Below are 26,753 nucleotides of genomic sequence, written 5' to 3'. Positions count from 1 at the left end.
ATATTTTAGAGAATTAAATGATTCCTCCACAACTCTTTTCGAAAGATGACTGCTATAGCGTGAGCATTCCTCCATAGAAATAAACATAAAAAAAGCTCGAATGCTGTCATTCGAGCTTTACTTCTATCATCTGTTAAGAACAGCTACCTGGTTGAGAATTGTCTACATATGAACCCGTTTCACCACGTAGCACATCGCCACCTGTTGAGCGGATAATTTCATTCGTTACATTATTAGCGATCGTATTTGATACTAATTGCAATAAATCATTTACATCACCTTGTGATTCTTTAAATTGTTGCACAACTGGGATGTCATTAATTTCTTCTTCGATTTTAGCAATTTTATCTTCAATCATTTTTAGCGCTTTTTCTTTTCCTAAGTGTTGGAAATTAACCGCTTGTTTTTGTAAACTTTTTAGACTAGCAATTCGTTCACGTACTTGTTGATTTTCATTGATTTGAGCTTCTGCCTTTTTGAAAAATTCAACCTCTGGTGTATTTGCAATCATATGTGCAATTTCATGTGATTTTTTAATTAAATCTTCTTTTGTGAATAAGATTTGTGTCATTTACGCTTCCACCTTTTCATTTTTTACGACTTCCAAAAACTCACCAGTAAGTGAATAAGATGTAGTCTCTATAATTTTAACTTTTACTAATTGACCAATTACTTCTGCTGGTGCTTTAAAGTTAACCAGACGATTTTTTCGCGTATAGCCTGCTAGCACATCATCTCGTCGTTTACTTGTTCCTTCAACTAATACTTCGACAATCTCACCATTTAAACGCTCTAAGGCTTTGCGAGAATACTCACCTACTACTTCATTTAAACGTTGAAGTCGTTCCTTTTTCACTTCTTCAGGTACATTATCGACCATTTTTGCAGCCGGTGTCCCTTCACGAGGAGAATAGATATACGTAAATGCTGCCTCAAAGCCAACTTCACGGTATAAGGAAAGCGTTTCCTCAAATTGTTCCTCCGTTTCGTTTGGGTAGCCAACGATAATATCTGTCGTTAATGTTACTTCAGGAATTGCAGCTTTAATTTTTTCTACTAATGTCAGGAAATGCTCACGTGTATATTTACGAGCCATAATTTTCAAAATGTCATTAGAGCCAGATTGTACTGGCAAATGAATATGTTCTACTAAATTACCACGTTTTGCAAGTACTTCGATTAGTTGATCATCGAAATCTCGAGGGTGACTCGTTGTAAAACGAATACGTGGAATATCAATTTTTCTTAAAGCATCCATTAAATCCCCAAGACGATATTCGATATCCTCAAAGTCTTTCCCGTAAGCGTTGACATTTTGACCAAGCAACATAATCTCCTGATAGCCTGCAGCCGCTAGCTCTCGGACCTCAGAAATGATCTCCTCTGGACGACGACTCCGCTCTTTTCCACGTGTATAGGGTACGATACAATACGTACAGAATTTATCGCAACCATACATAATATTAACCCATGCTTTAATGGAACCAAGACGTTTCTTCGGCAGATTTTCAATCACATCGCCTTCTTTAGACCAAACCTCTACGACCATTTCTTTCGACATATAAGCTTCTTTAAGAATGTTTGGAAGGCGGTGAATATTATGCGTTCCAAAAACCATATCGACATGTGGATAGCTTCTTAAAATTTTATTTACAACCGACTCCTCTTGCGACATACAGCCACAAACCCCGATTAGCATCTCTGGGTTTTTTCGTTTATATTTCAACAGGAAACCAAGTTCTCCAAATACTTTGTTTTCTGCATTTTCTCGAATGGCACATGTATTCAGCAAGACGACGTCAGCTTCTTCAATTATTTCAGTTGGTGTGTAACCCAACTGCATAAAAATACCAGCCATTACTTCTGTGTCATGCTCATTCATTTGGCAGCCATAAGTACGAATGTAGAAAGTACGATCTTTACCCATTCCTGCAAATTGTTCGTCAATGGTAAAATCCTTATGGTATTTTACATCTTCTTTACCACGTTTTTTAGCATCTTTTAAGGAAGGTGCCGTAAAGACCTTCTCAAAATATTTACTGTAATCCTTTTCAGGCTTGTCTTCTTTTTTTGGTTGATTGACCTGTTGATTAGCTAAGCGTTGTTCCTCATTCATCGCAATCGGGTAACTCCTTTCAAACGAAATCCATGCACTTGAATTTCCATCTTACTATTATACTGAATAGTTGATACTTCCTACAAGGCTTGCGCTTCAAATGTCGTGGTTTCGACTTAATTACAAGTAGCTGAAAGGATACATCCGTCCAATTTCAAGTTTTATCTTATCTAATAAGAGAGCTAAACGTTACGATCAATAAAATACTTCCTATGCTTTATATATAAGTATCCATTGTATAATTTCAGCTTGACCCAACGCTTCATACTCATATCCTCTTTATAAAATAAAGCATTTGTATATTGGCCTTGTTTCACTAATCGTTTTGCTTCAATTTTTAATTTTTCATTCCCCATACATTTATATAAAGTTTTTGGAGGCAGTAGTGACCACAAATGCTTAGTTTGGACATATGTTCGTTCAAGCGGGATGTGGAATAGATGATCATTCACTACATATTGCATGAAGTTATGGCCGCTCGCTGTTACATAATAGCTGGAAGAACCGGCTCGTAAATTGAGCTCAAATAACTTATACTCCCCATCACGCGGATCATATTTCATATCAAAATTGGCAAAGCCCGTATAACCGATGTCCTCTAACAGATGCCGGATTGTATCCATCAATTGCTCATCATAATCGATCATGACAGCTAAAGAGATACCTTTGTTTAGCGGGGAGGGGTCCTCAAAAAGCTTATTGCTTAAACACATCAATTTCACTTTTTTATCTCTCCCTACATACACGTCTAATACGCGAATGAACGAATCATCACCGGGGATAAACTCTTGTAAAATTAAAGTATCTTGATAGCTTGAGCGATAAATACTGCGAACAATTTGTTGCATCTCGCTGTCATTATGGACTAGATAAATTTTTTTCTTCTCAGGAAAGAAGCAGCTAGAGTACGCCACAGAATTGGAAGGTTTAATAATGATTGGGTATTGGAATGGTATGAAGCAGTTTGTCTGTTGTTCCTTTGTTACAGTCACTGTTTGAGGGTATTTTAACTTATACAAGTCACAAAGTTGATAAAATTTTTCCTTCGTTTGAACCTTCTTGAGCAAAGCTTGATCGATATAGGGTAAAATAAAATATTTTTCTAGCTGCTCTTTATTTTGAATGATCAGCTCTGCGTAGAAGCAGTCGCAAACTAATAAAATTAATCGTTGATGCTGAAACTGCTTTGCCAGCGTCAACAGCGCTTGAACAAAATGATTAGGGTCATCTAAATTCTCTACATATTGAAAGTCAAGGATACCACTATTTTGCGTGGCGATTCCCCGCGTACCACTGGAGAAAAATGATGGGAAATTCCCCCGCTTTCTAGCTGGCTCGATGACAAGGCTCTTAATAGTATAGGCCTCATAAAATGAACGCGCTACCCCGTAGGCATGCTGTCCTGATTGTATAACAATAGGCAAAAATGGTTGTACATGTAGGTATGACAATTCGATCGCCTCTCTAGTAAAAATGAATTTATTCATTTGTATGCGAACTAGATTGGACATATGTAGCACAAATAAAAGACACTAATATAAATCTTTAGTGCCTTCTCCCGTATCTATATTTCTATAAATTTTTTAATGCGTTGTTCAAAAGAGACGATGGATTGAACCCCATGGCTCTTTAGCAAGTCTGTATTGGCAAATGTATACTTTCCTAAATCATCAGGAAAATGGGCATCTGAGGAAACTGTAAAAATAACCCCATAATCAAGTAAGGTTTGTAAAAAGCGAGGGCCAGGGCACATTTCTTTTACAGGATAACGATAATACAACCCTGCATTGATCTCCGTGGCGGTTTCAGTTGACGTTAAAGCTTGTGCGATACGTACATACCACACTTTTAGAAATGCCTGATCCTCTACCTGATAATTAAATACTTTAAAGTTGTCCAGATGGGCCACAAAATCAAATAGTTCGGACTGTATCATGTTTTCAACAGTCAAAAAAAAGCGCTCATAGTTTTCTTGTAATGCTTGCGGACTCATTTGCTTAAATAGATATTCTGTTTGGGGATTATCAAAGCCCCAGCCATCTACAAAATGAACTGAACCGATTACATAATCCCATGGATGTTCGTCTAATAATGAAGTTAGCTCCATTTTCCCACCTATAAAATAATCTGCCTCTATACCTAGCTTCAAGGCAATGCCTTCTCGGTGCCATTTTTCCTTCGCCTGCTGAATGGTAGAGACAAAAGTATCGATATTTTCTGTCATGACACGATCTAGCCAATATCGCTGTAATTGACCAATCTCACTATCGTCCAATTTCATAAAGCGCTCGAAGTAAGCACGCGTCTCCTTAAAACGATATAAGTGATCAACAATGCCAACCTCTCGTAAACCAAGCTGCTTTGCTTTCTGAAGATATAAATCCAACCATTCCTCACTATAGCAGCCATTTTGAACTCTCTTTGTTAACCTCTGTAATTGAAAGATCATCTGCTCCTTTGAACCTTGTGCAGTAGCATCCACATGTTGAAAGAACTCAAGCGCCTGTGATGTACGCTCTAGCCAGCGCGATGAATAAGGCCCCTCTTCTAAATGTACATGATAATCAATTGTCATTAACTTTTCCCTCCATTACACACCGTCCATTTTTCTTCATAAGCTTGCCATTCTAATGGACAGGTATTTTCACAAAAAATTTCCGTGCATTCTTCAAGATGACAGATTTGAAAAAATGATTTTCCATTAATTTTCGATGCATCCGCTAATAAATAATTGACCTTACTATGCTTTTGCATTTTTTTTGAAATGAGAGATTCATCTAAATCATAATCGTAAACAACACCATCACTAATGCCACCACATGAAATAAATGCTTTATCAAAATTCATATTATCTAACATTTCCAAAGTCATTGCTCCTGCGACAGAGGATTGTCGAGGATTCGCAGTACCGCCTAGTAAAATAACCTTCCCAGTCATGCGTCTTTCCTCTATCGCTAAATTAAACTGGACAGCTGCTGCAATTGAGTTTGTAACAACTGTTATATCATCAACAGCTAGTAGAAAATCTGCAATATGAACCGTTGTCGTCCCCGTATCAATTGCTATCGTATCTCCATCGCTAATCCGTTTTGCGGCCATACGAGCAATTTGACGCTTAGCCTCTTTCTGCATTTGTAGCTTACGCAAAAAGGCAGGCTCATTGCGTACGTTCGTATATTTAATAGCTCCTCCATGCACTCTTGTTAATAAACGCTGTTGCTCTAATTCATCAAAGTCTCTTCGTATTGTTTCAGGAGCTACTTGAAGTGCGTCAGCAATATTCGCTACAATTATTTTCCCTTCCCACTCTAATTGTTTTAATATGAATTCGAATCTTTCTAGTTTTGCGTAAGTCATGATAATGCAATCACATCTTCTTTTGCGACATAACACTTATAGGTTGCTCCCATTTCAATTGAATAGCCCTGTTGATGCAGCTGCTCCATTGTAAAAAAGACCTCCCCCTCAAACATTGTTCGAATGATATTGCCACTCATTAATGATTGTTTCGCTATCCCTGTTAAACACAGATCACCATTTCTTTTATCGAAATGCAAAGCTTCAGGACGAATCGCAAATTTACGGTATGGCTCTGGTAAAGATTCTCCGAGCATTTGCTGTAAAACCTGTCGGGAAAAAACATTATAATGCCCAATAAAATTAGCAATAAATTCATTATTAGGTCTTGTATAAATCTCAGTTGGTGTCCCACTTTGTGCAATACTGCCATTATTCATTACAAATATTCTATCTGAAACAGCCATGGCCTCTTCCTGATCATGCGTTACTAAAATCATCGTCATATTGAGCTTCCGTTGAATGGTCCGTAAATCTGCCTGAAGCTTCTTACGTATTTGAGCATCTAGCGCACTAAGTGGCTCGTCTAATAACAATACTTTAGGTCGGACAATTAACGCTCGCGCTAGTGCAACACGTTGCTGTTGACCTCCTGATAGTTCTTTCGGATAAGCGTGCTTTTTTTCGCTTAAATGAACAAGCTCCAACATGTCTTGAACGCGCTGTTCTAGCTCAACTGAATTCTCTTTTTGCATGCGCAAACCAAAGGCGACATTTTCTTGCACGGTCATATTCGGGAAAAGTGCATAGGATTGAAAAACCATCCCTACTTGACGATCCTTCGGTTGTACACCATTCATATCTTTGCCTTCAATGGAAATTTTGCCTGCCGTTGCATCCGTTAAGCCTGCAACAATACGAAGAATCGTACTCTTTCCACAGCCACTTGGTCCTAATAAAGTAATAAATTCACCTTTGTCAATTTTCATATTAATATTCGATAAAACAGTTGATGACCCATAGTTTTTATGAAGCCCTTCAATAACAAGATAACTCATAGATTTGTAGCACCTTTCGATCGTTTCGTTACTATTGCAATGACAAATGTTAATAAACCCATCAGCACGATATAAATGAAAACTACTGCACTAGCAATATGTCCACTTGCACTAAGTTTTTTCATTAAATAAATTTGAACGGTTTCAAAGCGAGAGCCCACAACAAGATTAATTAAGACAAATTCGCCAAATAAAACAGAGAAAGATAACAGCGCACCTGCAAATAAGCCGGGATAAACTGTAGGCAGTAAAATTTTTATGAATGCTTGCCTTTTAGAGGCGCCAAGCAATTGAGCTGCATCAAGAAGTTGCCTTGCATCTATATTTCGCAAACTATTTCGTGTGCCCTGATAGATATAAGGTAGAATGCCAACAACATAGGCCCCTAAAACAACGAAAATCATCGGTATCCCTATTTGACTATAAACGCGGATAAGTCCTACCGCTAAAATGATTCCTGGAAAAGAATAAACCATGACAACGGCCATCTGTATCCACTTTTCATACGTAGGAAAATACAAGACAATAACGAAGATGGCTGGCACAATAACAAGGAGTGCAATACTAACAGCACCTCCTGCTAATAATACTGAACGTCCAAATGCTTGAATAAAATCACTATCCTGAAACAATGCGGCAAACCATTTTAGTGTAAATCCTTCAGGTAATATCGTTTTATTCCATTTTGATGCAAAAGCATAGAGCATTGTTGCTAGAACGGGCAATATAAGATACCCAACTAATAGGAGGAAAAATAAATCGGCCAAGCCCCTCTTCTTCATTTAAGTTTCCTCCTTGTTTTTGAGATGCTCCACTCACTAATTAACATAGCCGTTACCATTGATACGGCTAAAATGACCGCTATCGCACTTGCTAGCTCTGGTTGGGCAAAGATATCACCCTTTATTAATGAGCCAATACGAATCGCCACTAAGTTATAATTACTGCTCGTCAGCGCATAGGCAGAGGCATACGCCCCCATAGCATTAGCAAATAACACACTAAAAGTTCCGACAATCCCTGGTAGCATAACTGGTAAACCAATTTTCATCCAAAACTGCCAACTGGATGCCCCTAAAAGTGCAGCTGCCTCCTTCCACTGCTGCTGGATTCCATCATAAATCGGATATAACAGCATAAGCGATAGCGGAAGCTGAAAGTAAATATAAATTAATAAAAGGCCACCCCAACTATAAAGTGAAAATGATGACAGTGCATCAATATCCCATTTTTCAAATAACAGTGTAAATAAACCACTGTTGCCAAGTAACACGATAAAAGCAAATGCTAATGGAATACCCGAAAAATTAGATGTTAAATTTGTTAGTATTAAAATTTTCTCCCTTACTGGCTCAGAGAACTTCATCATGGCATAGACCGCGAACAATGTAACCATTAACGCGATAATAGCTGAAATGACGGATAAGGTAATACTATTTTTAAAGCCCTGTAGAATATAACCGTTTGTAAAGACCGCCTTGTATTGTGCCAGCGTAAAGCCATCACTATTTTGAAAGCTAGTTATGAGCATATACAATAAAGGGACAAGGAAAAATAATAATAGTAATACTAGAAAAGGAGAAAGCCAGGCAATGGATTGCCGCTTCGATATCAACACAATCACTTCTTTCTATAATTACTGCTGCTCAATGGGATAATAGTCGCTCCAGTCTAAAAGGAGCGACTATTATTAGTTAAACCTCTTTTGCTGCATACACACCTTCAAGCAAAAGTGGCACCATCTCATCAGTAGGCTCCATATTTAATAAATGACAGCATAGTGGTGCAATTTGTAATTGTGAAACAACACCCTCATTTATCCCTGCCTTGACAGAATCGGCTATTACAAATAGTGGAACATATCGATCCTCATCCGTTGTTCCTCCATGATTGCCATCACTCGTCATGCCATGATCCGCTGTAACAATGACCTCATACCCTTGCGCCATACATTTTGGGATGAATAATGATAATAAGGCATCCATCGCTAAAACACGATTGCGATATTGTGCGGAATCCGCAGTAAATTTATGACCATCATCATCAACATTCATCGGATGAATATAAAGGAAATCAGGCTGCTTTTCATCCATTAACCACGCTGCATCTGCAAATACATGACTATCCGGATAATGATCCTCAAAATAGAACAATCCATTGTCAATTGGTAAGGATGTATCCAATTGAATTCTGTCAGCCATATGGTTAAATGGTGCTCTGTTATAAAGTTCACTTACCCAATAATAGGCTGAGGCTGCAGTAGTCAACCCGTGTTTCTTCGCAACATGAAAGACGCTTTGTTGAGTCGATAAACGGACGGTCATATTGCTTGTGACACCATGAACGATGGGGGGTGTCCCTGTTAAAATGGTTTCATACAATGGTCTGGATAACGCTGGAACCTCCGAACAAATTTTATAGCGCGCTGCTACCTTTCGCTCTACTAAATGGTGTAAAAATCCCATATGGCTACAAGCAGTATCAAAGCGTAGTGCGTCAACGACAATAAGAACTAGTTTCTTATTTTGCATGGATTAACACCTGCTCCTGATATAATTGTGGAATTTGCTTCGTTGTTTCTTCCCATTTCTTTTGATCGTTTACTGGCTGAGCATTGTTATACATATCAGCTGGTAATAATAAATCTTTAACATCCTGTGGTAGGTCTACTTTGTCTCGAATTGGTCTTGCATAGCCTTTTGCTAAATTTTCTTGACCTGCATCAGATAAAATATATTCACGTGCTAGCATGGCCGCATGTGGGTTTTTCGCATACTTGTTAATGATCGTCGCATAGCCTGAAGTAACAGATCCCTCATTTGGTATCACTACATCAAAACGGTCCTCATCTATTTGGTGACGATAGCCTAAGGCATTGAAATCCCACAAGATCGCGACATCAATTTCTCCTTTTTCTAAGTTTGCGACCGATGGATCACCCTGTAATCTACCTTGCTTCGCTAACTCAGCAAAAAAATCAATCCCGGGTTGAATATTGGATTCATCCCCACCAAATGCCATAGCAGCTGCTAAAATAGCAAACTGTGCTTGGTTAGCTGTTAACGCATCCCCAATGCTGACTGTATAATCGCCATTTTTTAAATCCTCCCACGATTTAGGGGCATCTTTTACATTATTTTTATCTGTTAAAAATGAAATAGTTCCAGTATAGCCTACGATCCAATGGCCTTCATCGTCTTTTGCCCAATCAGGTATCTCATCCCAGTAAGAAGTTTTGTATGGTAATGTTAGACCCTTGTCCTTGGCAATTGGACCAAAAGCAATCCCTACATCACCGATATCTGCTGTAGCATCATCTTTCTCCGCTTCAAACTTCGCTAGCTCTTCAGCACTCGACATATCTGTATCTTTGTGTTTAATGCTATATTCAGTTCCTAGCTCCTCCCAAGTTTCCACCCAGTTCGCCCATGTATCAGGCATTCCAACAGAATTGACAGTTCCCTCTTCCTTTGCTTTTGTAGTAATTTCTTCAAGCGTTACATCTTCATTTACCTCATTTGCACCTGATGAACTGTCTGAACAAGCTGCCAACATGGAAATAGCTAATGCACCAATTAAGCCTTTTTTCCACAACTTTTGAATTGCCATGTGTTGGACCCTCCATTTGTTTTTGTTTATTTTTATTTGCTTACACCTGTAATGGTATAAAACAAACATTAAGCAAGTATGGAGGTCGTTAAAATATTTAGTAAAAATTATTGAGAAATTATAAATACCTATGAATGAATAGAATGATGGATAGAGAGTTAAAAATTAATTGAAGAACATAGGGGGTGTTGTATGTGTACGTGTGATTGACCAGACGTACACATACTTAGATTATTTGGAGAGACCTAAAAAATCAGCATATGTATGCGGCTCATTTTCCTTTAAAATTGTTAAAAATGTAAACGCTAGTTGAACAACAGACCACCATCTCATATTGTAAGACATTTCAAAACGAGGGGGTTCTAACGTAAAGACATCCTGAAATATAGTCATCGGCTCTATTTGCTCATCCTTTAAAATGGACAGAAAGCCCAGAAATAACGAGTGGTCTTTGACTTCTATCAGTTTGCCCTCAACGAGTGCATCAATATTTTCTGGTTGTTTAAAATTGCAGTGTGTCGCCACATAACGCTCTAAATCCTGCGCACGCTGCCTTTCTTCACGTTCTTTTTTCTTTGCAATAAAATCAATGACGTTATTCACGTGCATCGCCTCTTTTTTTCTTTTATTGTAGCATTTTCGGGGTGATTTTTACCTCTACTAGCCCCCTTGTATTTGTTTTAGTTTCACAACTTGAAAATGAATTCACATACTTTTCTATCATTACCGCTGTTTTCTAACTCTACATGCAATACATTCACAACAAAAAAAGCATTTGGACTATTACCAGTCCAAATGCTTTGACTCTATCATATTACATAAATTCTTTTACTAGCTCATTGAAATCATTTTCACTCATTTTAATATCGATATCTGTTAATGGTAACTCGGAGTAGCCAGGTACTTTCTCTTGATAAGATGTTGTTTCTGTATCATGATATATAATTCCTGTTACTAAGCCCTCATTTTCCATCACTGTACGCATCGCCATACCACGATCTGAGTGATCATAACCTTCAACATCCGCTAACTTTGTTAAGTTCTCTTTAAACCAATCGTATGTGTTCACTTTATTATATGTGACACAAGGTGAAAAGACATTGATGAATGAGAAGCCTTTATGGTTGATCCCTGCTTCAATTAAAGCCGTTAATTCTTTAATATCTGTTGAGAAGCCTTGTGCCACAAATGTAGCACCACTTGTTAATGCTACTTCTAAAGGTTTTAACGATGGCTCAATTGCTCCACCTGGTGTGGATTTAGTGATGAATCCAGCAGCAGAACGTGGAGATGTTTGGCCCTTTGTTAAGCCGTAAATTTGGTTATCCATGACAATATACGTAATATCAATATTTCGACGGATGGCATGAATCGTATGCCCCATACCGATCGCAAATCCATCACCGTCACCACCAGAAGCAATAACATGTAAATCACGATTGGCCATTTTTAATCCTTGTGCAATGGGAAGTGCACGACCATGAATACCATGGAATCCATAAGAATTGATATAGCCTGAAATACGACCTGAGCAACCGATTCCAGAAATTACTGCAAGTTCATTTGGTTCAATTCCAACATTGGCAGCAGCACGTTGAATGGCTGCCTGTACAGAGAAGTCTCCACAACCTGGGCACCAGTTTGGCTTTACTGCATTACGAAAATCCTTAAATGTTGCCATTAGCGAGTCAACTCCTTCACACGATTTTCTAATTCACCTGGCAAGAATGGTGTACCGTTATATTTAGTGATTGTCGCGATTTTATCGTGACCACCTACGTTCATCTTCATAATATTTGCCAATTGACCCGTATAGTTATTTTCCACAACGACTACTTTTTTCGCTTTCGCTACAAGTGGTGCCATTTCCGCAGTTGGGAATGGATGAATTAAGCGAACATGTGCATGATTCACTTTCATTCCTTGCGCGTTTAGTCGTTCTTGAACTTCTTCAATTGCACCCCTAGTTGAGTTAAAGCCTACTAATAAAATATCCGCCTCTTCATGTGGAGCATTCACAAACACAGGATTATCAAATTTCAAATTCTCTAACTTACGGAAACGTTTATCCATTTGAGTTTGACGATTACCCGTAGCTTCAGATGGCTTACCTGTTTCATCATGTTCCACTCCAGTAACGTGGTGAATACCATGTAATTTCCCTGGCAATACACGCGGTGAAATACCATCTTCAGTATCTTCATAGCGTTTGAAATAAGCTTTATCTGCCGCTTCTTCTAAATCGTCCATGACAATTTTACCGCGACGAATTTCTATTTTATTGTAATCAAATGGTTCAACAGACTGTTTCCCTAGCGATAATTGTAAATCTGTCATTAAGATAACTGGTAATTGCAATTCCTCTGCAATATTAAATGCTTGGATTGTATCGAAAAATGCTTCCTCCATTGTTGAAGGAGCAATGACTACTTTAGGGATTTCCCCATGTGTACCATAAAGCATAGCCATTAAGTCTGATTGTTCCTGTTTTGTTGGTAATCCAGTTGATGGGCCTCCACGTTGTGTATCAACGACCACTAATGGTTGCTCCGTCATACCTGAAAGACCGATTGCTTCCATCATCAATGAAAGACCAGGACCAGCTGATGCTGTAAAGGATCGAACACCACCAAAGTTAGCACCAATCGCCATTGTTGCTGCGGCAATCTCATCCTCTGTTTGGATAACTGTGCCACCGAATTTTGGAAGTTTCTTAATGAGATACTCCATAATTTCAGAAGCTGGTGTAATTGGGTAGGCTGCCATAAAGCGTGTCCCAGCAGCTAATGCACCAAGCGCCACAGCATCGTTACCAATCATAAACATACGGCGTTTGCCATCTGCTGGCGCAAGCGCCCATTCGCCAATACGATCACCTAAAAGCTCATTCATGATTTGACGTCCGCGAGTAATAGCTTCCATATTTTTTTGAACGACTTCTTCACCTTTTTTACCGAAGATATCATCGACAACATTTTGGAACACTGCGTCCTCTAAATTTAGTAACGATGCTGTTGCTCCAATTGCCACCATGTTTTTCATTAATGAAGTGCCTAGCTCTGCTGCCACTTCTGTAAACGGAACTACAAATAATGGTGCCTTTGAATCTTCTGGTTTAACAGGATCAAATTTGGCATCCGCTAAAATAATACCGTTTTCTGTAAGCTCTTTATAATTGACATCGATTGTTTCTTGATCGAATGCTACTAGAATATCTAAATCATCCGCAATTGCACGTACTTCTGTTGGACGAACTGTAATCTTATTATTCGTATGGCCACCTTTAATTCGAGAAGAGAAATGACGGTAACCGTATAGGAAATACCCTAAACGATTCATTGCCATTGAGAAGATTTCACCTGTACTCTCAATCCCTTCACCCTGTTGCCCACCGACTTTCCATGAAAGCTGATGTAACATGTCAACAACTCCTTAAATCCAATGTGTACTATTATTTTTCCTTCATAAGTTTAACACGAAGAAACCTTCTGCACTATTGTTTCTCAACGATTTAGGCGAAAATCAGACCTTTGACTGAAAATCGTGTTCATAAAGTTGTAATTTTCAAATCCAAGCAAAATAACGCACCTATTTCAAGTGACATCTATCATATGTAAACAGGAAAACGAAAAAATGCCCGTCACTTTATTATGTGACAAGGCATTTTACTTATTACTTTTTATCGAATACGTTTTTCCACTAGCAGCTTCAAGGCTGTACGTTCTTCACCAGCAATTAAAATATCGGCAAACGCCGGCGCGCAAATTAAATCTGTGCCACTTGGCGCTACAAATCCGCGTGCGATGGCCACTGCTTTCACGGCTTGGTTAAGTGCACCTGCCCCAACTGCTTGCATTTCTGCTTGCCCTTTTTCTCTGATTACCGCGACTAATGCACCTGCAACTGAATTTGGATTAGAGCGTGATGATACTTTTAATGAATCCACAATTATTCCTCCCCGTTTCGCGAATAGTGTTTACGCTCAACAACTCATGTCCCCCTTTTTGGACCTCAAGTTATTGTCCGTAGCACATTTTATGCTCCGCAAGACGGAAATAGACTAGTTTCACAAAGAATCCTGTTTCCTCGGTAAAAGCGCTGTAAATCAACATTCTTCGACTTTTTTAACCTTGGAATGGATAATCCTCATTTATATAAATACGTTCACAGGATTTAGCCTTCCCTGTTTGATTATCAATTTCTACAAAGAAACCACTTAATACTTCTCGGCCTTTTTTCGGTACTTCAAAACGAGACGGCATATTTGTTTGGAATTTATAAATAACACTTTCCTTCGTCATCCCTAAAATCTCATCATATGGACCTGTCATACCTACATCTGTAATATAGGCTGTTCCATTAGGATAAATGCGTGCATCAGCTGTTTGTACATGTGTATGCGTCCCAACAACTGCAGAAGCCTTTCCATCTAAGTGCCAGCCCAGAGCGATCTTTTCACTAGTTGCCTCCGCATGGAAATCTACAAATACAAGCGGTGACGTTTGACGAGCTTCTTCAATCAATTTTTCTGCCATGGCAAATGGGTCCTCATGAGGTGGTAAAAACACACGACCATGTAAATTAATGACAGATAATGTCACACCATTTTTAGAAATTTGCACCATGCCTTTACCTGGCGCTTCTTCAGAAAAATTGGCTGGACGTATTAAATAATCAGCATCATCAATAAAATCAAATATATCTTTATTATCCCATGTATGATTACCCATCGTAATAACATCTACACCCATTTGTAGCAGGTCATTATAAATATTATGTGTAATTCCGCGTCCTGCAGCAGCATTTTCACCATTGGCAATGACAACATCAACATTATATTTCTTTTTTAAGCGAGGTAAATATTTCTCTACCGCATCCCGACCAATTGAACCAACAATATCGCCAATAAATAAAACTTTCATTTTTTCAACCACTCTTTCTTTCCATTACGTCTCTAAAAAAACAGACTTTACGTACCTTGAATAACATCATTAATTGTAACGCTAGGTGGAGGATTAAGCAAAATAAAATAAATATCTGGTCATTATATCACTTTGCTCTTTTCACCTTCATGTAAATTAATGTAGAGGATAAAGTAAGCCAATTCATTTTTATGAGCTTTAAAAAAATGAATTGTTGTAGTTTACGGTTCATTAATTTCACCTTCAATACTTCTGGATACGCTCGTAAAAAGGATTGAAGGGCATTTTTAATGGCCTGTGGTTTAGCTGGACATTGATGAAGAATAACAAGGAGCCCTTCAAATTGGTAATTTAAAAAACTATTTTTTACTTTTTCATAAACCTCTCCACTCTGTAATTCCTCAAAAAGCTTTTTATACAACAAATCATAATTATTTCTTACATTGCTCATCGCTCTATATGTGAGAGAATTTTGATTGCCTACATTATAGTAATAAAGCTGTTTTGGAACATAGCAGATGGATTGATTCTTTATAACAGCTCTCGTTAGAAACACTGTGTCTTCTGCAAAATTCATCGTTTCATCAAATTTTAGTTTATGCAAATCTATAAAGGATTTTTTATATAGTTTACAGCTGACAAAGCCAAAATGCTTTTCACCTTTTTCTGTAAATAATTTATTTAAACAAACGGTTGCGCTATAAGTAAAGTATGTCTTTGAAGGATAATATAGCTGCCTACTTCCTATTTCTTCCTGCCAAAATAAATCGCATTTAGCAATATTGCTACCTGTCAGCCTACAGGCGTGAAACAGTTCTTCCAGCATAGTAAGCTCTAGCCAATCATCCGCATCAACAAAAGTAATATATTGTCCCTTGGCTTGTTCCATCCCTAAATTTCTTGCCTTGCTAACACCACCATTGTCAATATCTAAAACAGTTATACGAGCATCCATCTGTGCGAAATTTTGTAATACCATTAATGATTGATCTTCGCTACCATCATTAATCGTAATAATTTCAATGTCCTTTAAACTTTGATGACAAATACTCGTAAGACATTTGTTCAAATAATTCTCGGCATTATAAACAGGGACAATCACACTTACTAAGACCAAAATTTTGCCCCTCCTTTACGTAATAACTCTAACCACTTTCTTCTGTGCTCTTTTGTCATGCCAATAAAGAAAAGGCTCCCACCTGCCAGAGCTGTATAATAAAAAATGTAAAGAATGATAGAGACCCAAGTAATGGGAGGTTTCGTTAAATCCCATAAAAGCTGACTACAGCAAATAGCCAATATAAATGCTAGAACGAGCCTACTAATTGTCCGCCAAAAACCTAAAATATCTAAACCAATTTTTTTATAGTAATAAATATTCATGATCACTACATTTCCAATAAATAAAGAACATGCCGTAATAATTGCTGTGCCTATTTTTCCATAAAAATAGATAGCCGGTATGGATACAATGATATTGGCGACTGCCACTATTATTAACAAAATGGTTCTAAATTTAAAAAGATTCTTCGCCTTCAACACATTAATACCTAAATTTTGTATTAGATCAATACTGAATGGCACCATAATAATAAGAACAATTGCATAGATGGCCATAAAATCCTTGCCTAACCACAGTAATAAAAATTCTTTTCCAAACAGAAAAAATCCACCTAGTATATAGCCAACTACTAAAAATTGAATGACGCCCACTTTAATGAATAATTGGTTAATTTCTACTAAGCCATCTTCTTTTGTGACAAGCATAGAAATACGAGGTAGAAATAAACCACTTATGGCTAACGCAAGTGACATAAATATGAGCACTATTTGCATAGCTACCGCATAAATTGCCACATCCTCAGTCCCTTTGAATATGCCTAATAGCACTTGATCCGTTTGCCAATAGATTTTATCGACAATGACTGTAATGAAAATGAAAAAAGAATAGATAAAAATTTCCTTTATAAGCTTTATGTTTTTTAAAGTAAAGGTAAATTGGATGGATAAGACTTTCATACAATAAATGGCATCCAACACTAAAAAGAGAATATTATAAATAGCAATAATATAGATTAATGTTACCGCATCGGTTCCCTGTAACAGAAAAAACAACATTGTCAAAGGCTGTACAATCACCTGTAGTAATGTTGTTAATTTGATAAAAATAAATTTTTCATATGCTTGTAAGATGGAAGTAAATACACCGAGTGGAAATTGCACCGCTACACTAATCGTCATGATATAGCCCATTACTTTGGCTTTGGCTAATTGGTCTCCAGATAAGCTTTGTCCAAAAATAATATGTACTTGTGAAAATAGGAAAAAGCCTATCAATAATGTAAGACAGCCAATACCCATAAATAATTTCAAAAAAAATCCGTTTAATGATGCTTCTAATGCCTTATCAGCTATTGCTCTATTTCTAGCAATATAGCGTACAATCGCATTGCCCAACCCCAAATCTAAAATAGAAAGATAGCCAACAAGGACAATCATTAAGGAATATAATCCAAATTCTTTCTGTCCAAGAAGCGAAATCATAAAGGGGGTAAAAAGAAGGGAAGAAATCATCGTGCAGCCGATTGTCAGATACGAAAGAATGGCTCCAATCTTAATTTCTTTCATGAGCACACCTTTCTGTTAGTAAGGATTGTCTTTCCTATCAATAATAGCTGGATATAGAGATTGATATTGCGCCACAACATGCTTAATTTCAAAGTTTGCTAAAACATGTGCACGACCAAGACTAGCTTTTTGTTCATATTGCTTTGAATCGTAATTTAATGCCCTATTAATGGCCTGCGATAAAGCTATTGCATCTTTGGCTGGTACAACCTCCCCATAATCCCCAACTAAATATTCACAATCCCCAACATTTGTAGTCACACAGCAAGTGCCACTGGCAAGTGCTTCTACCAACACATTCGGTAGCCCCTCCCCTGAGGAGGATAAAATGTATAGATCTGCTGCTGCCATTAATTGTGGAATATCGTCTCTACTACCTAATAGGAAAGTGAATGACTCTAATTGCGCGTTCTCAATCATTTGGCGCAATACCTCATTGGAGCCATCTATTTCATAGCCTACTAAAAACATATAAAAATCTTGTCGTTCCTGCCTTAATCGCTTCAAACTTGCTAGCAAATTTTCATAATCCTTTAAAGGGTCCCATCTACCAACATGCAATAAAATAGGTTGGTTCAGAATGTTGAATCGTTCCATATAATATTCGCGCTTTTTACTAGGCTTATAAAAATCAGTATTTACGCCATTCACAATAATTCGGTGCTGCTTATTTTTGTACCCAATCGCTTCATGGATTTCTTTCACCTTTGGACCACAAGAAATAATAGCATCCACATGTTTAGACAATTTAGCACAAAGCTTTGCAATGAAAATTGTCCTTCGTTTATTGTCATGTTTATTTAAATTACTATGATGGATGCCCCAAATTAATTTCTTTTTTAGTAATTTTGAAAGAATGTATCCAAGAAAATTAGCATGATACATCCAAGTTTGAATAATATCACTCTCTCGACATCGTTTATAACATTGAATAAAGGCGCTCCCCATACTCCTTCGCATATCACATATAGTTACGTTGATGTTTAATTGTTGTTCGATAAACTCACCATAAGTTCCCATCTCTGTTAGACAAATAACCTCTATCTCATACAAGTCCCTATCGACGTTTTGTAAGAGACGATGCAGCATTGCTTCTGCTCCACCAAGACCTATCGTAGTGATGATATGAGTAATTTTAATTTTCTTTTGGATAGTCTCATCCTTTGAATTAGTTTGCTAGCTAAGTGTAAAGAGCACATAATCTAGTTGCTATTACTTGTGCATCAAATCCTTTATTTTTAAGACTCTTTCTAATAATTTGCGGATCTATCTTTTCATTATTTTCCGAAATAGCTTGCAGCCAATGATCGACCTCTCCCTGTAGATCTATATATTGTAGCAATCCAACATTCAGATCGACCTCTTTTGGCAGTGTGGAAGAAACGATGGCTGGTGTACCACAAATTTGAGCTTCTAATAATACAATGCCAAAGCCCTCAAAATGAGAAGGTAAAATAAACTTATCCATAAGCTGAAGGAGCTTAATAATATCCGCACGTTGGCCTAAAAATCGAACACAATCCTCTAGGTTTCGTTGCTTGACGAGATAACGAACTTCCTGCTCTAAAGGGCCATCCCCTATCAAAAGTAATTTGAATGGTATTCCTTTTTGCTTTAATGTAGCAGCAAGCTCAATTAAAAACGGATGATTTTTCACAGGTACAAAACGACCAATATGCCCTATGACTAAATCTCCATCTTGAATCCCTAGACCTTCTGCTAAATTCTTTTTCTCCGCTGACGATAAACGCTCTATCTTCTGCATATCGATTGGATTAGCGACAACCTCATAGGATTTTTTATCAAAGCAAAACTCACCCGCTTTTTGACTACACGCTACCAGTCTCGTTGCATTTCCAACACTCAGTCTTTTCAACAAGGCTAACAGAGCTTTATTGTTCCATTCTTCAGCAACATTCGTATGGCTATGTAATACACGGCATGTTACGCCAGCCAAACGAGCTGCTAGCATGGTAAAAACTGCTCGGTAACCTGTATGATCATGAACGGCATCATATTGATATTGCTTGATGATCCGATAAATGTTCCGCATATATGAAAGTGGGCCTTGCTCAGTAATATACGTTTCATAAAATATTTTCGAACCTTGCTGTAAGAGAATATCATGGTAAGGACCTTTATTAAATGACACAAAATCAAAATGATACAACGATTTATTAACATTCAACCAAGTATCTACGATCATGGTCGTTATACCACCAAAATCAGTAGTGGGGATAATATGCAAAATCTTTTTCACTGTCATTCTCCATTTTATTCCTTTCCATAATACTGCTCATACGTACTACCCTTCATTTTATAATTATTTAAGATGACACCTAATATATTGGCCTTGGAAATGGTTAAGATGGATTTTGATTTCACGACAGCTGCTTTTCCAACAGTCCCCGTATTAACAACTAAAAGAGTACCATCACATTTATTCGATAAAATTTGTGCATCCGATAAAAAAAGCAATGGTGGGGCATCAATCATCACAATATCGTATTGTTCTTTCACTTCATGTAGCAAGAAGGTCATTGTTTCTGAGGCTAATAATTCGGTTGGATTAGGAGGAATAGCACCACTCGAAATAATATCCACACCTTCTACAAAGGTTTCTTGAATCACCTCTTGTAAGGTTGCTTGACGTGATAACACAGATGATAAGCCAAATATATTATCAAGATAAAATGTATGATGAAGTGTAGGCTTACGCATATCAGCATCAATAATGAGGACACGTTTCCCCTCCTGTGAAAATACAACTCCGATATTCGCGGCATTTGTCGATTTTCCTTCACCAGCGATAGAGGACGTTACTAGAATAGTTTTGACATCTTGATTGGGTTGTGAAAATTTAATATTCGCGCGAATGGTACGATATTGCTCTGAGGGAATGGACATCATATCGGAAACGGTAATCAGCTTGCGAGCCATTGGGATTCGTTTTGTTTTTCTTTTGAACAGCATTAGGATGACCCCCTAGCTCTGGATTTTTTACTATGGAGTAATTCTATATTACTGACTACCCCAATCACTGGTAATGATAATATTTCCTCGATATCCTGCTCTGTTTTAATAGTCCTATCAAGCGTTTCTAAAAAATAGGCGAGTACAACTGCTAAACTGAAACCACTAATAGCCGCTATTAGGAGGTTCAGCAATTTATTTGGTTTCACTGGTACTGGATGTTCGCTGGATTGGGCAATAAAGAGAATATTAATATTATCCACATGCATTAAAACAGGAATTTCCTCTTTAAAAATCTCTGCAATCGTATTGGCAATCTTCACCGCCCTTGCTTCATTCTCATCTTGTACACGAATATTAACTACTTGGGAATTATTAGCACTTGAAACCTCAATTTGCTTCATTAAAGTTTCTGGAGTTGTATCTAGTGCCAGAACATCGATGACTTTTGTTAAAATAACAGGACTTTTAATAATGACATTGTACGTATTTATTAAACGAAGGTCCGTATCCACATTCTGTGCTCCAATTAGTTGCTGATTCTCGTAGCTTTTTTGATTGACCAATAATTGAGTTTCTGCCTCATAAATAGGCGTTTGAAGAAAATAGCTAATGAACACGGCAATGCCGATCGACAGCATCATCAGTATTAGGATGAAGAACCAGCGCTTTTGTAATACTTTTACTAGACTTTGGATTGTCATTTCTTCATTCACAAAATGGATCCCTCCTAATATAGGCAGATAACGGCAATGCTAATAAAGTATATTACACAAGCCTAGCGCTTATTCGGTTAATATTGTCTTTTTGCCCGTATCTCTCAAGCTACCACTGACAACAAACACAAGAATATGGAGCACATTAAAATAAAGAATTTCAAATGTGGAAACCCCTAGCATCGCAACTATAATTAACGCCATCAAAATGGCAAACTGGTCATTCATGTGACGATAGCCTTTGGCAATGGCTAGCAAAAAGCAGCAATAGCTAATCAATGCCAGTAGACCTGCCTCCTGTAAAATATTAATAAATGTATTATGAGCATGAGATACACCTATAGACCATAATGACTCCACACCATGTCCCCAAAATTGAATATGCTCAAAAACATATTGCCAAATTTCAAGTCGACCATCTGTTATGTTCGTAGATTTTTTTTCCATTTTCAATACGATACTTTGTACGGCATCTTGCATCTTATCCATTTTCATAAAGGCTATTAATACAATTAAAACGGTGGCCGCAAAAAGAGCACTAAACTTTAGGAATGGCAGAAAGGTTTTATTTAAGTTTCTAATACTAGAAACAATCACTACAATTGTCACTAGTGCTGCGGTTAACAATGAAGTACGAGCATTTGAAAGTAGTATAATATACAAGCACATTAAATAAATGGTCGTATAAAAAACAAATAATAAAATTAATTTTGGCTGTTGTCGTTCATGTAAAAATTTCGTGGTTAGCTGATATAGCCTTAAAAGTACGGCAACCATTAATCCAATCATAGAAAACCCCATTGTATTGGGATTTTCAAATACACCTGCAAACCCCCCAAACATATAGCGTGCTTGTAGGAAACATAAATAAGTAAATGGGACGTAGGCTAGTAAAACACTATTCACAACAATCTCCATAACATGCTCTTTCACAAGATCATTAAAGAAAATAGAAACGGCTAAAAACATGCAAAATAATTGAAGACTATTTTTCAATAAAATCATATCTTGATTTACCCCAGCTGCAATGACACAAAAAAACGTATACATACTAAAAAAAACACTAGCTTGTACATTTTGAATACTAATTTTTTTATGCTGAAGTATAGAGATTATAATAATGAAAAGGCTAATAATTAAAGATATTTTATGGTAAATGCCATCAACGGGCTGCATAAGGCTCATAAAAATAAGTGCGCTAAACACTAATGTGATGAATAGTTTCATATTATACTCACACTCAATTCTACATAGGAGATTAAAATATAAGCCATCGCTTCTTCACGACAAGATCCTCTAGTTCAAATCGCATGATAGGCTTGTTAGCTAAAACATTTGCATTATTCATGAGGAGCCGCTCTACCATCTCTATTTCATTCTTTTTCTCTAGATATTGGAGTGCCTCTTGGTAGCAGAATTTTCTTGTACTTACATTATGGGCGTCAGAGCCTATCGTATGAATGTAATTTGCTCTTACTAAAGCTAATGATAAACGCTGTACCTCCTTACCAAACAAACCTGTTAAACTACCTGTCGTTATTTGTGTAAACGCACCTTCTTGGATAAGGACATCGAGTCTTTTTGGATTTTCTCTAATGGCAAAATTTCGTTCAGGGTGTGCCAAAATAGGTGTATATCCAGCACATTTTAAATGTCTAATCATCTCTTTCGTATAGGCAGGAATCGTATTGGAAGGAAGTTCTAATAGAATATAGTTAGTGTGGGCTAATGTATGGAGTTGCTTCTGCTGAAGATGTGCCAAAAGCTCATCATGTAAACGAACTTCGTGTCCTGTGTGGAGGGTGATTGGAATTTGGTGTTGTAGCAGTAGCTGTTGTAAATCATGTATTAGCGCTTGAACCATGCTATATTGGACATGATATTGTGGATGCATAGCATGTGAGGTACAGACAATTTCTGTTATCCCCTCCCGTGCAGCTTGCTCCAACATGTTTAAGGATTCTGTTTTGTCTTTAGGCCCATCATCCACATCAAATAATATATGGGCATGAAGATCTATCATTTTCATCACAACTTTCCTCTTTAATCCATCTGCAGAAAATCTAGCCTTTTTCTTTTTTATGATGAATGCTCCTCAAACATGACTCTGGCTAAATTAAAAAAGAGGCTCTCTAGATATGAATCTAGAGAAACCTCTAACTTTCAATATTATTTCGCGTACTCAACGGCACGAGTTTCGCGAATGACTGTTACCTTTATATGACCTGGATAATCTAATTCTTCCTCAATACGTTTGCGGATATCACGAGCAAGACGGTGAGAAGCTAAATCATCAATTTTTTCAGGTTGTACGATTATTCGGATTTCACGTCCAGCTTGAATTGCATAAGATTTCTCTACGCCATCATAGCTTTCTGAAATTTCCTCTAATTTTTCAAGTCTGCGGATATAGTTTTCAAGTGTTTCACTTCGTGCACCTGGACGAGCTGCTGACAAAGCATCAGCTGCCGCGACTAATACCGCGATCACAGACGTTGCTTCTGTATCACCATGATGCGAAGCAATACTATTAATAACGACTGGATGTTCTTTGTATTTTGTTGCTAATTCCACGCCAATCTCAACATGGCTACCTTCTACTTCATGGTCAATGGCTTTACCAATATCATGTAATAAGCCTGCGCGACGAGCTAACGCCACATCTTCACCTAATTCAGCTGCCAGTAAACCTGCCAAATGCGCGACTTCAATTGAATGTTTTAGGACGTTTTGTCCATAGCTTGTACGATATTTCATGCGGCCTAAAATTTTCATTAAATCTGGATGTAAGTTATGAATGCCAATTTCAAATGTAGTTTGCTCACCAGTTTCGCGGATTTGTTCGTCCACTTCACGGCGAGATTTTTCCACCATTTCTTCAATACGTGCTGGGTGAATGCGGCCATCCTGTACAAGTTTTTCAAGTGCAAGTCGAGCCGTTTCACGACGGATTGGATCAAAGCCTGATAAAATAACCGCTTCTGGAGTATCATCAATAATTAAATCAATGCCTGTTAACGTTTCCAATGTACGAATATTACGGCCCTCACGACCAATGATTCGACCTTTCATTTCATCATTTGGCAAGTTTACAACAGATACGGTTGTTTCAGCTACATGATCTGCTGCAAATCGTTGTAGTGCCAATGATAAGATTTCACGCGCCTTTTTATCTGAGTCTTCTTTTGCACGTGTTTCAGCTTCCTTCGTCATCACAGCAATATCAGTTGCTAGCTCTTTTTCTACTTCATTTAAGATAATTGATTTTGCTTCTTCTCTAGTTAAAGCAGAAATACGTTCTAGCTCTGTTTTTTGTGATGCAACGAGCTCGTCCACTTTGCTCTCCATCTGTTCAATATGCTGTTGTCTTTCAGCTAGAGCTTGTTCTTTACGCTCTAAGCTTGCTTCTCTCTTATTTAGAGCATCATCCTTGCGATCAAGATTCTCTTCTCTTTGCAATAAACGGTTCTCTTGTTTTTGAAGTTCTAAACGACGTTCACGAATGTCATTTTCGGCTTCAGTACGAAATTTGTGAGTTTCATCTTTGGCTTCAAGTAGTGCTTCTTTCTTTAATGCCTCCGCTTCTCGTTTTCCTTCTTCAACGATTGTTTCAGCGACATGTTTAGCACCAGTGATTTTTGAGTCATTCACTTTTTTCATGTAGATATAGCTAACAGCGGCACCAACGATGAGTCCAAGCAAAGCGGAGATGATAGTAATTCCATCCATATGAACACCTCCTCTTGCTATTTGGGTATTACAGTTTCAGTCGGCGCATACATCTATGTCGCCTTGGCAAATTGCGCAATATTTTGTTAGCTTCACACAAAACTTGTTTAATTGGCCAAAGGTATTATCTGCATTCAGTAGGCGTTTTGACATCCTTCGAAAAGGACATGTAACTATAAAACTTTTGCTAAATGAAGATAAAATGTACTGCCTATTTAAAGTCATAATTCAGAAATTATACATATTTAATTGTATAGCTAGCCATCAGCTCTGTCAAGGATAGTCGGGCACCTGTTCGCCCTTCGAGAAGAAAAAAAGTAAGTCCTATCCATTCAGCGAATTTTTTTCCTGTTACTTTTACACTAGGAAAAAATTCTCCTTTTACACCTTTTACATTAACCCAGTACATAAGAAATAATTTCTGAGGCATATAGCTTCTATCTTATTATGTGTAAAAATTTTAGATTATAGACAAAAAAAGCATTGTTCCCGTAATAAATTGGGAACAATGCAATCGTTTGATTATTCTTCATCAAGAAGTGACATTAATTCTTCATCCATCTCGTCTTCTTCATGAGCAGCAATTGTATAAGAATTAGCAGCAATACCATAAGAAGATCGAATTTTGTTTGAGATTTCTTCCAAAACAGCAGTGTTTTCTTTTAAATATTGTTTTGCATTTTCTCGTCCTTGACCTAGACGCTCATCGCCATATGCATACCAAGATCCACTTTTTTGCACGATGTCTAATTCTACACCTAAATCAACTGTTTCGCCTTCTTTAGAAATACCTTCTCCATACATAATATCAACTTCAGCTGTACGGAAAGGCGGCGCTACTTTATTTTTCACAATTTTAATTTTCGTACGGTTACCAACAATATCATTACCTTGCTTAATAGCTTCTGCACGGCGAACTTCTAAACGTACAGAGCTGTAGAATTTTAGGGCACGACCACCTGGTGTTGTTTCCGGATTTCCGAACATTACCCCAATTTTTTCACGAATTTGGTTAATGAAAATAGCAATCGTTTTTGATTTATTAATAGAACCTGAAAGTTTACGTAATGCCTGTGACATTAAACGGGCTTGTAAACCGACATGAGAATCACCCATATCCCCTTCAATTTCAGCTTTTGGCACTAAAGCAGCAACGGAGTCAATAACAATGATATCAATTGCACCACTACGAACTAGTGCTTCTGCGATTTCAAGTGCTTGTTCCCCTGTATCTGGCTGTGATAATAATAACTCATCAATGTTGACACCCAATTTTTGAGCATAGATTGGGTCCAATGCATGTTCTGCATCGATAAATGCTGCTTGTCCACCTTTTGCTTGTACTTCAGCAATAGCATGTAAAGCAACTGTTGTTTTACCTGATGATTCAGGACCATATACTTCAATAATACGTCCACGCGGATAACCACCTACGCCTAATGCCGCGTCAAGTGCTAATGATCCACTTGAGGATGTCGCAATTTCTAAGTCGGTTTTTTCACCGAGTTTCATGATTGAACCTTTACCAAAATTCTTTTCAATTTGTTTTAAAGCCTGTTCTAAGGCTGCTTTACGATCACTCATTCATTTTCCTCCTTCGAAAACTGTTCACTGTTTTTGTCTATCTCTACTATACTTGTTTTTGAGAAAACACGCAAGAAAAAAGCGAACATTTATTCGTTTTTTCTACAAAATAAAAATTTGG

25 protein-coding genes are annotated in these 26,753 nt (G+C 37.5%); all 25 read right to left on the bottom strand.

Annotated elements, in window-relative coordinates:
* Positions 1-133: 133 nt before the first annotated feature.
* The gene (locus KVT27_RS02825) at positions 134-571 is read right to left on the bottom strand and encodes a YlbF/YmcA family competence regulator (RefSeq protein ID WP_008178888.1); all 438 of its coding nucleotides are present in this window, start codon (positions 569-571) and stop codon (positions 134-136) included.
* Positions 572-2,116 (bottom strand): tRNA (N6-isopentenyl adenosine(37)-C2)-methylthiotransferase MiaB, encoded by a 1,545-nt coding sequence (miaB, locus tag KVT27_RS02820; RefSeq protein WP_150908005.1) that lies wholly within the window; start codon positions 2,114-2,116, stop codon positions 572-574.
* Between the two features lie 182 nt (positions 2,117-2,298).
* Positions 2,299-3,603, bottom strand: a complete 1,305-nt coding sequence (locus KVT27_RS02815; protein WP_042737542.1) for a carboxylate--amine ligase — start codon at positions 3,601-3,603, stop codon at positions 2,299-2,301.
* A gap of 77 nt (positions 3,604-3,680) precedes the next feature.
* Positions 3,681-4,691, bottom strand: a complete 1,011-nt coding sequence (locus KVT27_RS02810) for a histidinol phosphate phosphatase domain-containing protein (RefSeq protein WP_217580628.1) — start codon at positions 4,689-4,691, stop codon at positions 3,681-3,683.
* On the bottom strand, positions 4,691-5,473 hold the full coding sequence (locus KVT27_RS02805) for a DeoR/GlpR family DNA-binding transcription regulator (protein ID WP_008178893.1): 783 nt from the start codon (positions 5,471-5,473) through the stop codon (positions 4,691-4,693). Before KVT27_RS02805 ends, KVT27_RS02810 begins: the two co-directional genes overlap by 1 nt.
* Complete coding sequence (locus KVT27_RS02800; RefSeq protein ID WP_036124155.1) at positions 5,470-6,471, bottom strand: ABC transporter ATP-binding protein; 1,002 nt, start codon at positions 6,469-6,471, stop codon at positions 5,470-5,472. The genes KVT27_RS02805 and KVT27_RS02800 overlap by 4 nt, the downstream gene beginning before the upstream one ends.
* A complete protein-coding gene (locus KVT27_RS02795) occupies positions 6,468-7,253 on the bottom strand; it encodes an ABC transporter permease (protein ID WP_036124153.1) in 786 nt (261 codons plus the stop codon). Before KVT27_RS02795 ends, KVT27_RS02800 begins: the two co-directional genes overlap by 4 nt.
* Positions 7,250-8,095, bottom strand: a complete 846-nt coding sequence (locus KVT27_RS02790) for an ABC transporter permease (protein WP_008178897.1) — start codon at positions 8,093-8,095, stop codon at positions 7,250-7,252. Before KVT27_RS02790 ends, KVT27_RS02795 begins: the two co-directional genes overlap by 4 nt.
* 70 nt (positions 8,096-8,165) lie before the next feature.
* Positions 8,166-9,002 carry an alkaline phosphatase family protein gene (locus tag KVT27_RS02785; protein ID WP_036147503.1) on the bottom strand — a complete coding sequence of 279 codons (837 nt, stop codon included), beginning with the start codon at positions 9,000-9,002 and terminating at the stop codon, positions 8,166-8,168.
* Positions 8,992-10,080, bottom strand: coding sequence for an ABC transporter substrate-binding protein (locus tag KVT27_RS02780; RefSeq protein ID WP_208704568.1), 1,089 nt, complete (start codon positions 10,078-10,080; stop codon positions 8,992-8,994). Before KVT27_RS02780 ends, KVT27_RS02785 begins: the two co-directional genes overlap by 11 nt.
* Positions 10,081-10,311: 231 nt before the next feature.
* Entirely contained in the window at positions 10,312-10,689 is a 378-nt protein-coding gene (locus KVT27_RS02775) for a 2-oxoglutarate ferredoxin oxidoreductase subunit beta (RefSeq protein WP_254636038.1), read from the bottom strand.
* Positions 10,690-10,894: 205 nt separating this feature from the next.
* Positions 10,895-11,761, bottom strand: coding sequence for a 2-oxoacid:ferredoxin oxidoreductase subunit beta (locus tag KVT27_RS02770; protein WP_025114005.1), 867 nt, complete (start codon positions 11,759-11,761; stop codon positions 10,895-10,897).
* Positions 11,761-13,500 carry a 2-oxoacid:acceptor oxidoreductase subunit alpha gene (locus KVT27_RS02765; protein WP_036124141.1) on the bottom strand — a complete coding sequence of 580 codons (1,740 nt, stop codon included), beginning with the start codon at positions 13,498-13,500 and terminating at the stop codon, positions 11,761-11,763. Before KVT27_RS02765 ends, KVT27_RS02770 begins: the two co-directional genes overlap by 1 nt.
* 259 nt (positions 13,501-13,759) lie before the next feature.
* Complete coding sequence (locus KVT27_RS02760) at positions 13,760-14,026, bottom strand: stage V sporulation protein S (RefSeq protein ID WP_004224903.1); 267 nt, start codon at positions 14,024-14,026, stop codon at positions 13,760-13,762.
* A gap of 178 nt (positions 14,027-14,204) precedes the next feature.
* On the bottom strand, positions 14,205-15,002 hold the full coding sequence (locus KVT27_RS02755) for a TIGR00282 family metallophosphoesterase (RefSeq protein WP_036124138.1): 798 nt from the start codon (positions 15,000-15,002) through the stop codon (positions 14,205-14,207).
* Between the two features lie 127 nt (positions 15,003-15,129).
* The gene (locus tag KVT27_RS02750; protein ID WP_217580624.1) at positions 15,130-16,119 is read right to left on the bottom strand and encodes a glycosyltransferase family 2 protein; all 990 of its coding nucleotides are present in this window, start codon (positions 16,117-16,119) and stop codon (positions 15,130-15,132) included.
* Positions 16,110-17,630, bottom strand: coding sequence for an oligosaccharide flippase family protein (locus tag KVT27_RS02745; protein WP_217580622.1), 1,521 nt, complete (start codon positions 17,628-17,630; stop codon positions 16,110-16,112). The genes KVT27_RS02750 and KVT27_RS02745 overlap by 10 nt, the downstream gene beginning before the upstream one ends.
* Positions 17,631-17,645: 15 nt before the next feature.
* Positions 17,646-18,743, bottom strand: coding sequence for a glycosyltransferase (locus tag KVT27_RS27210; protein ID WP_309140230.1), 1,098 nt, complete (start codon positions 18,741-18,743; stop codon positions 17,646-17,648).
* A gap of 67 nt (positions 18,744-18,810) precedes the next feature.
* Positions 18,811-19,896, bottom strand: a complete 1,086-nt coding sequence (locus tag KVT27_RS02735; protein WP_217580617.1) for a glycosyltransferase — start codon at positions 19,894-19,896, stop codon at positions 18,811-18,813.
* 8 nt (positions 19,897-19,904) lie between these two features.
* Positions 19,905-20,603: a CpsD/CapB family tyrosine-protein kinase gene (locus KVT27_RS02730; protein WP_036147488.1), complete on the bottom strand. Its 699-nt coding sequence runs from the start codon at positions 20,601-20,603 to the stop codon at positions 19,905-19,907.
* Positions 20,603-21,319, bottom strand: coding sequence for a YveK family protein (locus KVT27_RS02725; protein ID WP_036147487.1), 717 nt, complete (start codon positions 21,317-21,319; stop codon positions 20,603-20,605). Before KVT27_RS02725 ends, KVT27_RS02730 begins: the two co-directional genes overlap by 1 nt.
* A gap of 69 nt (positions 21,320-21,388) precedes the next feature.
* Complete coding sequence (locus tag KVT27_RS02720; protein WP_217580615.1) at positions 21,389-22,546, bottom strand: O-antigen ligase family protein; 1,158 nt, start codon at positions 22,544-22,546, stop codon at positions 21,389-21,391.
* A 31-nt stretch (positions 22,547-22,577) separates the two neighbouring features.
* Positions 22,578-23,348 (bottom strand): tyrosine-protein phosphatase, encoded by a 771-nt coding sequence (locus KVT27_RS02715; protein WP_235318481.1) that lies wholly within the window; start codon positions 23,346-23,348, stop codon positions 22,578-22,580.
* Between the two features lie 140 nt (positions 23,349-23,488).
* Positions 23,489-25,048: a ribonuclease Y gene (rny, locus tag KVT27_RS02710; protein ID WP_008178918.1), complete on the bottom strand. Its 1,560-nt coding sequence runs from the start codon at positions 25,046-25,048 to the stop codon at positions 23,489-23,491.
* A 522-nt stretch (positions 25,049-25,570) separates the two neighbouring features.
* Entirely contained in the window at positions 25,571-26,632 is a 1,062-nt protein-coding gene (gene recA / locus KVT27_RS02705) for a recombinase RecA (RefSeq protein WP_036124113.1), read from the bottom strand.
* Between the last annotated feature and the right edge of the window lie 121 nt (positions 26,633-26,753).

This window comes from Lysinibacillus sp. GbtcB16, from assembly GCF_019091145.1.
Taxonomy (GTDB): domain Bacteria; phylum Bacillota; class Bacilli; order Bacillales_A; family Planococcaceae; genus Lysinibacillus; species Lysinibacillus fusiformis.
The sequence above is the reverse complement of the archived record's forward strand: the minus strand, read 5'-3'. Positions and strand labels throughout refer to the sequence as shown.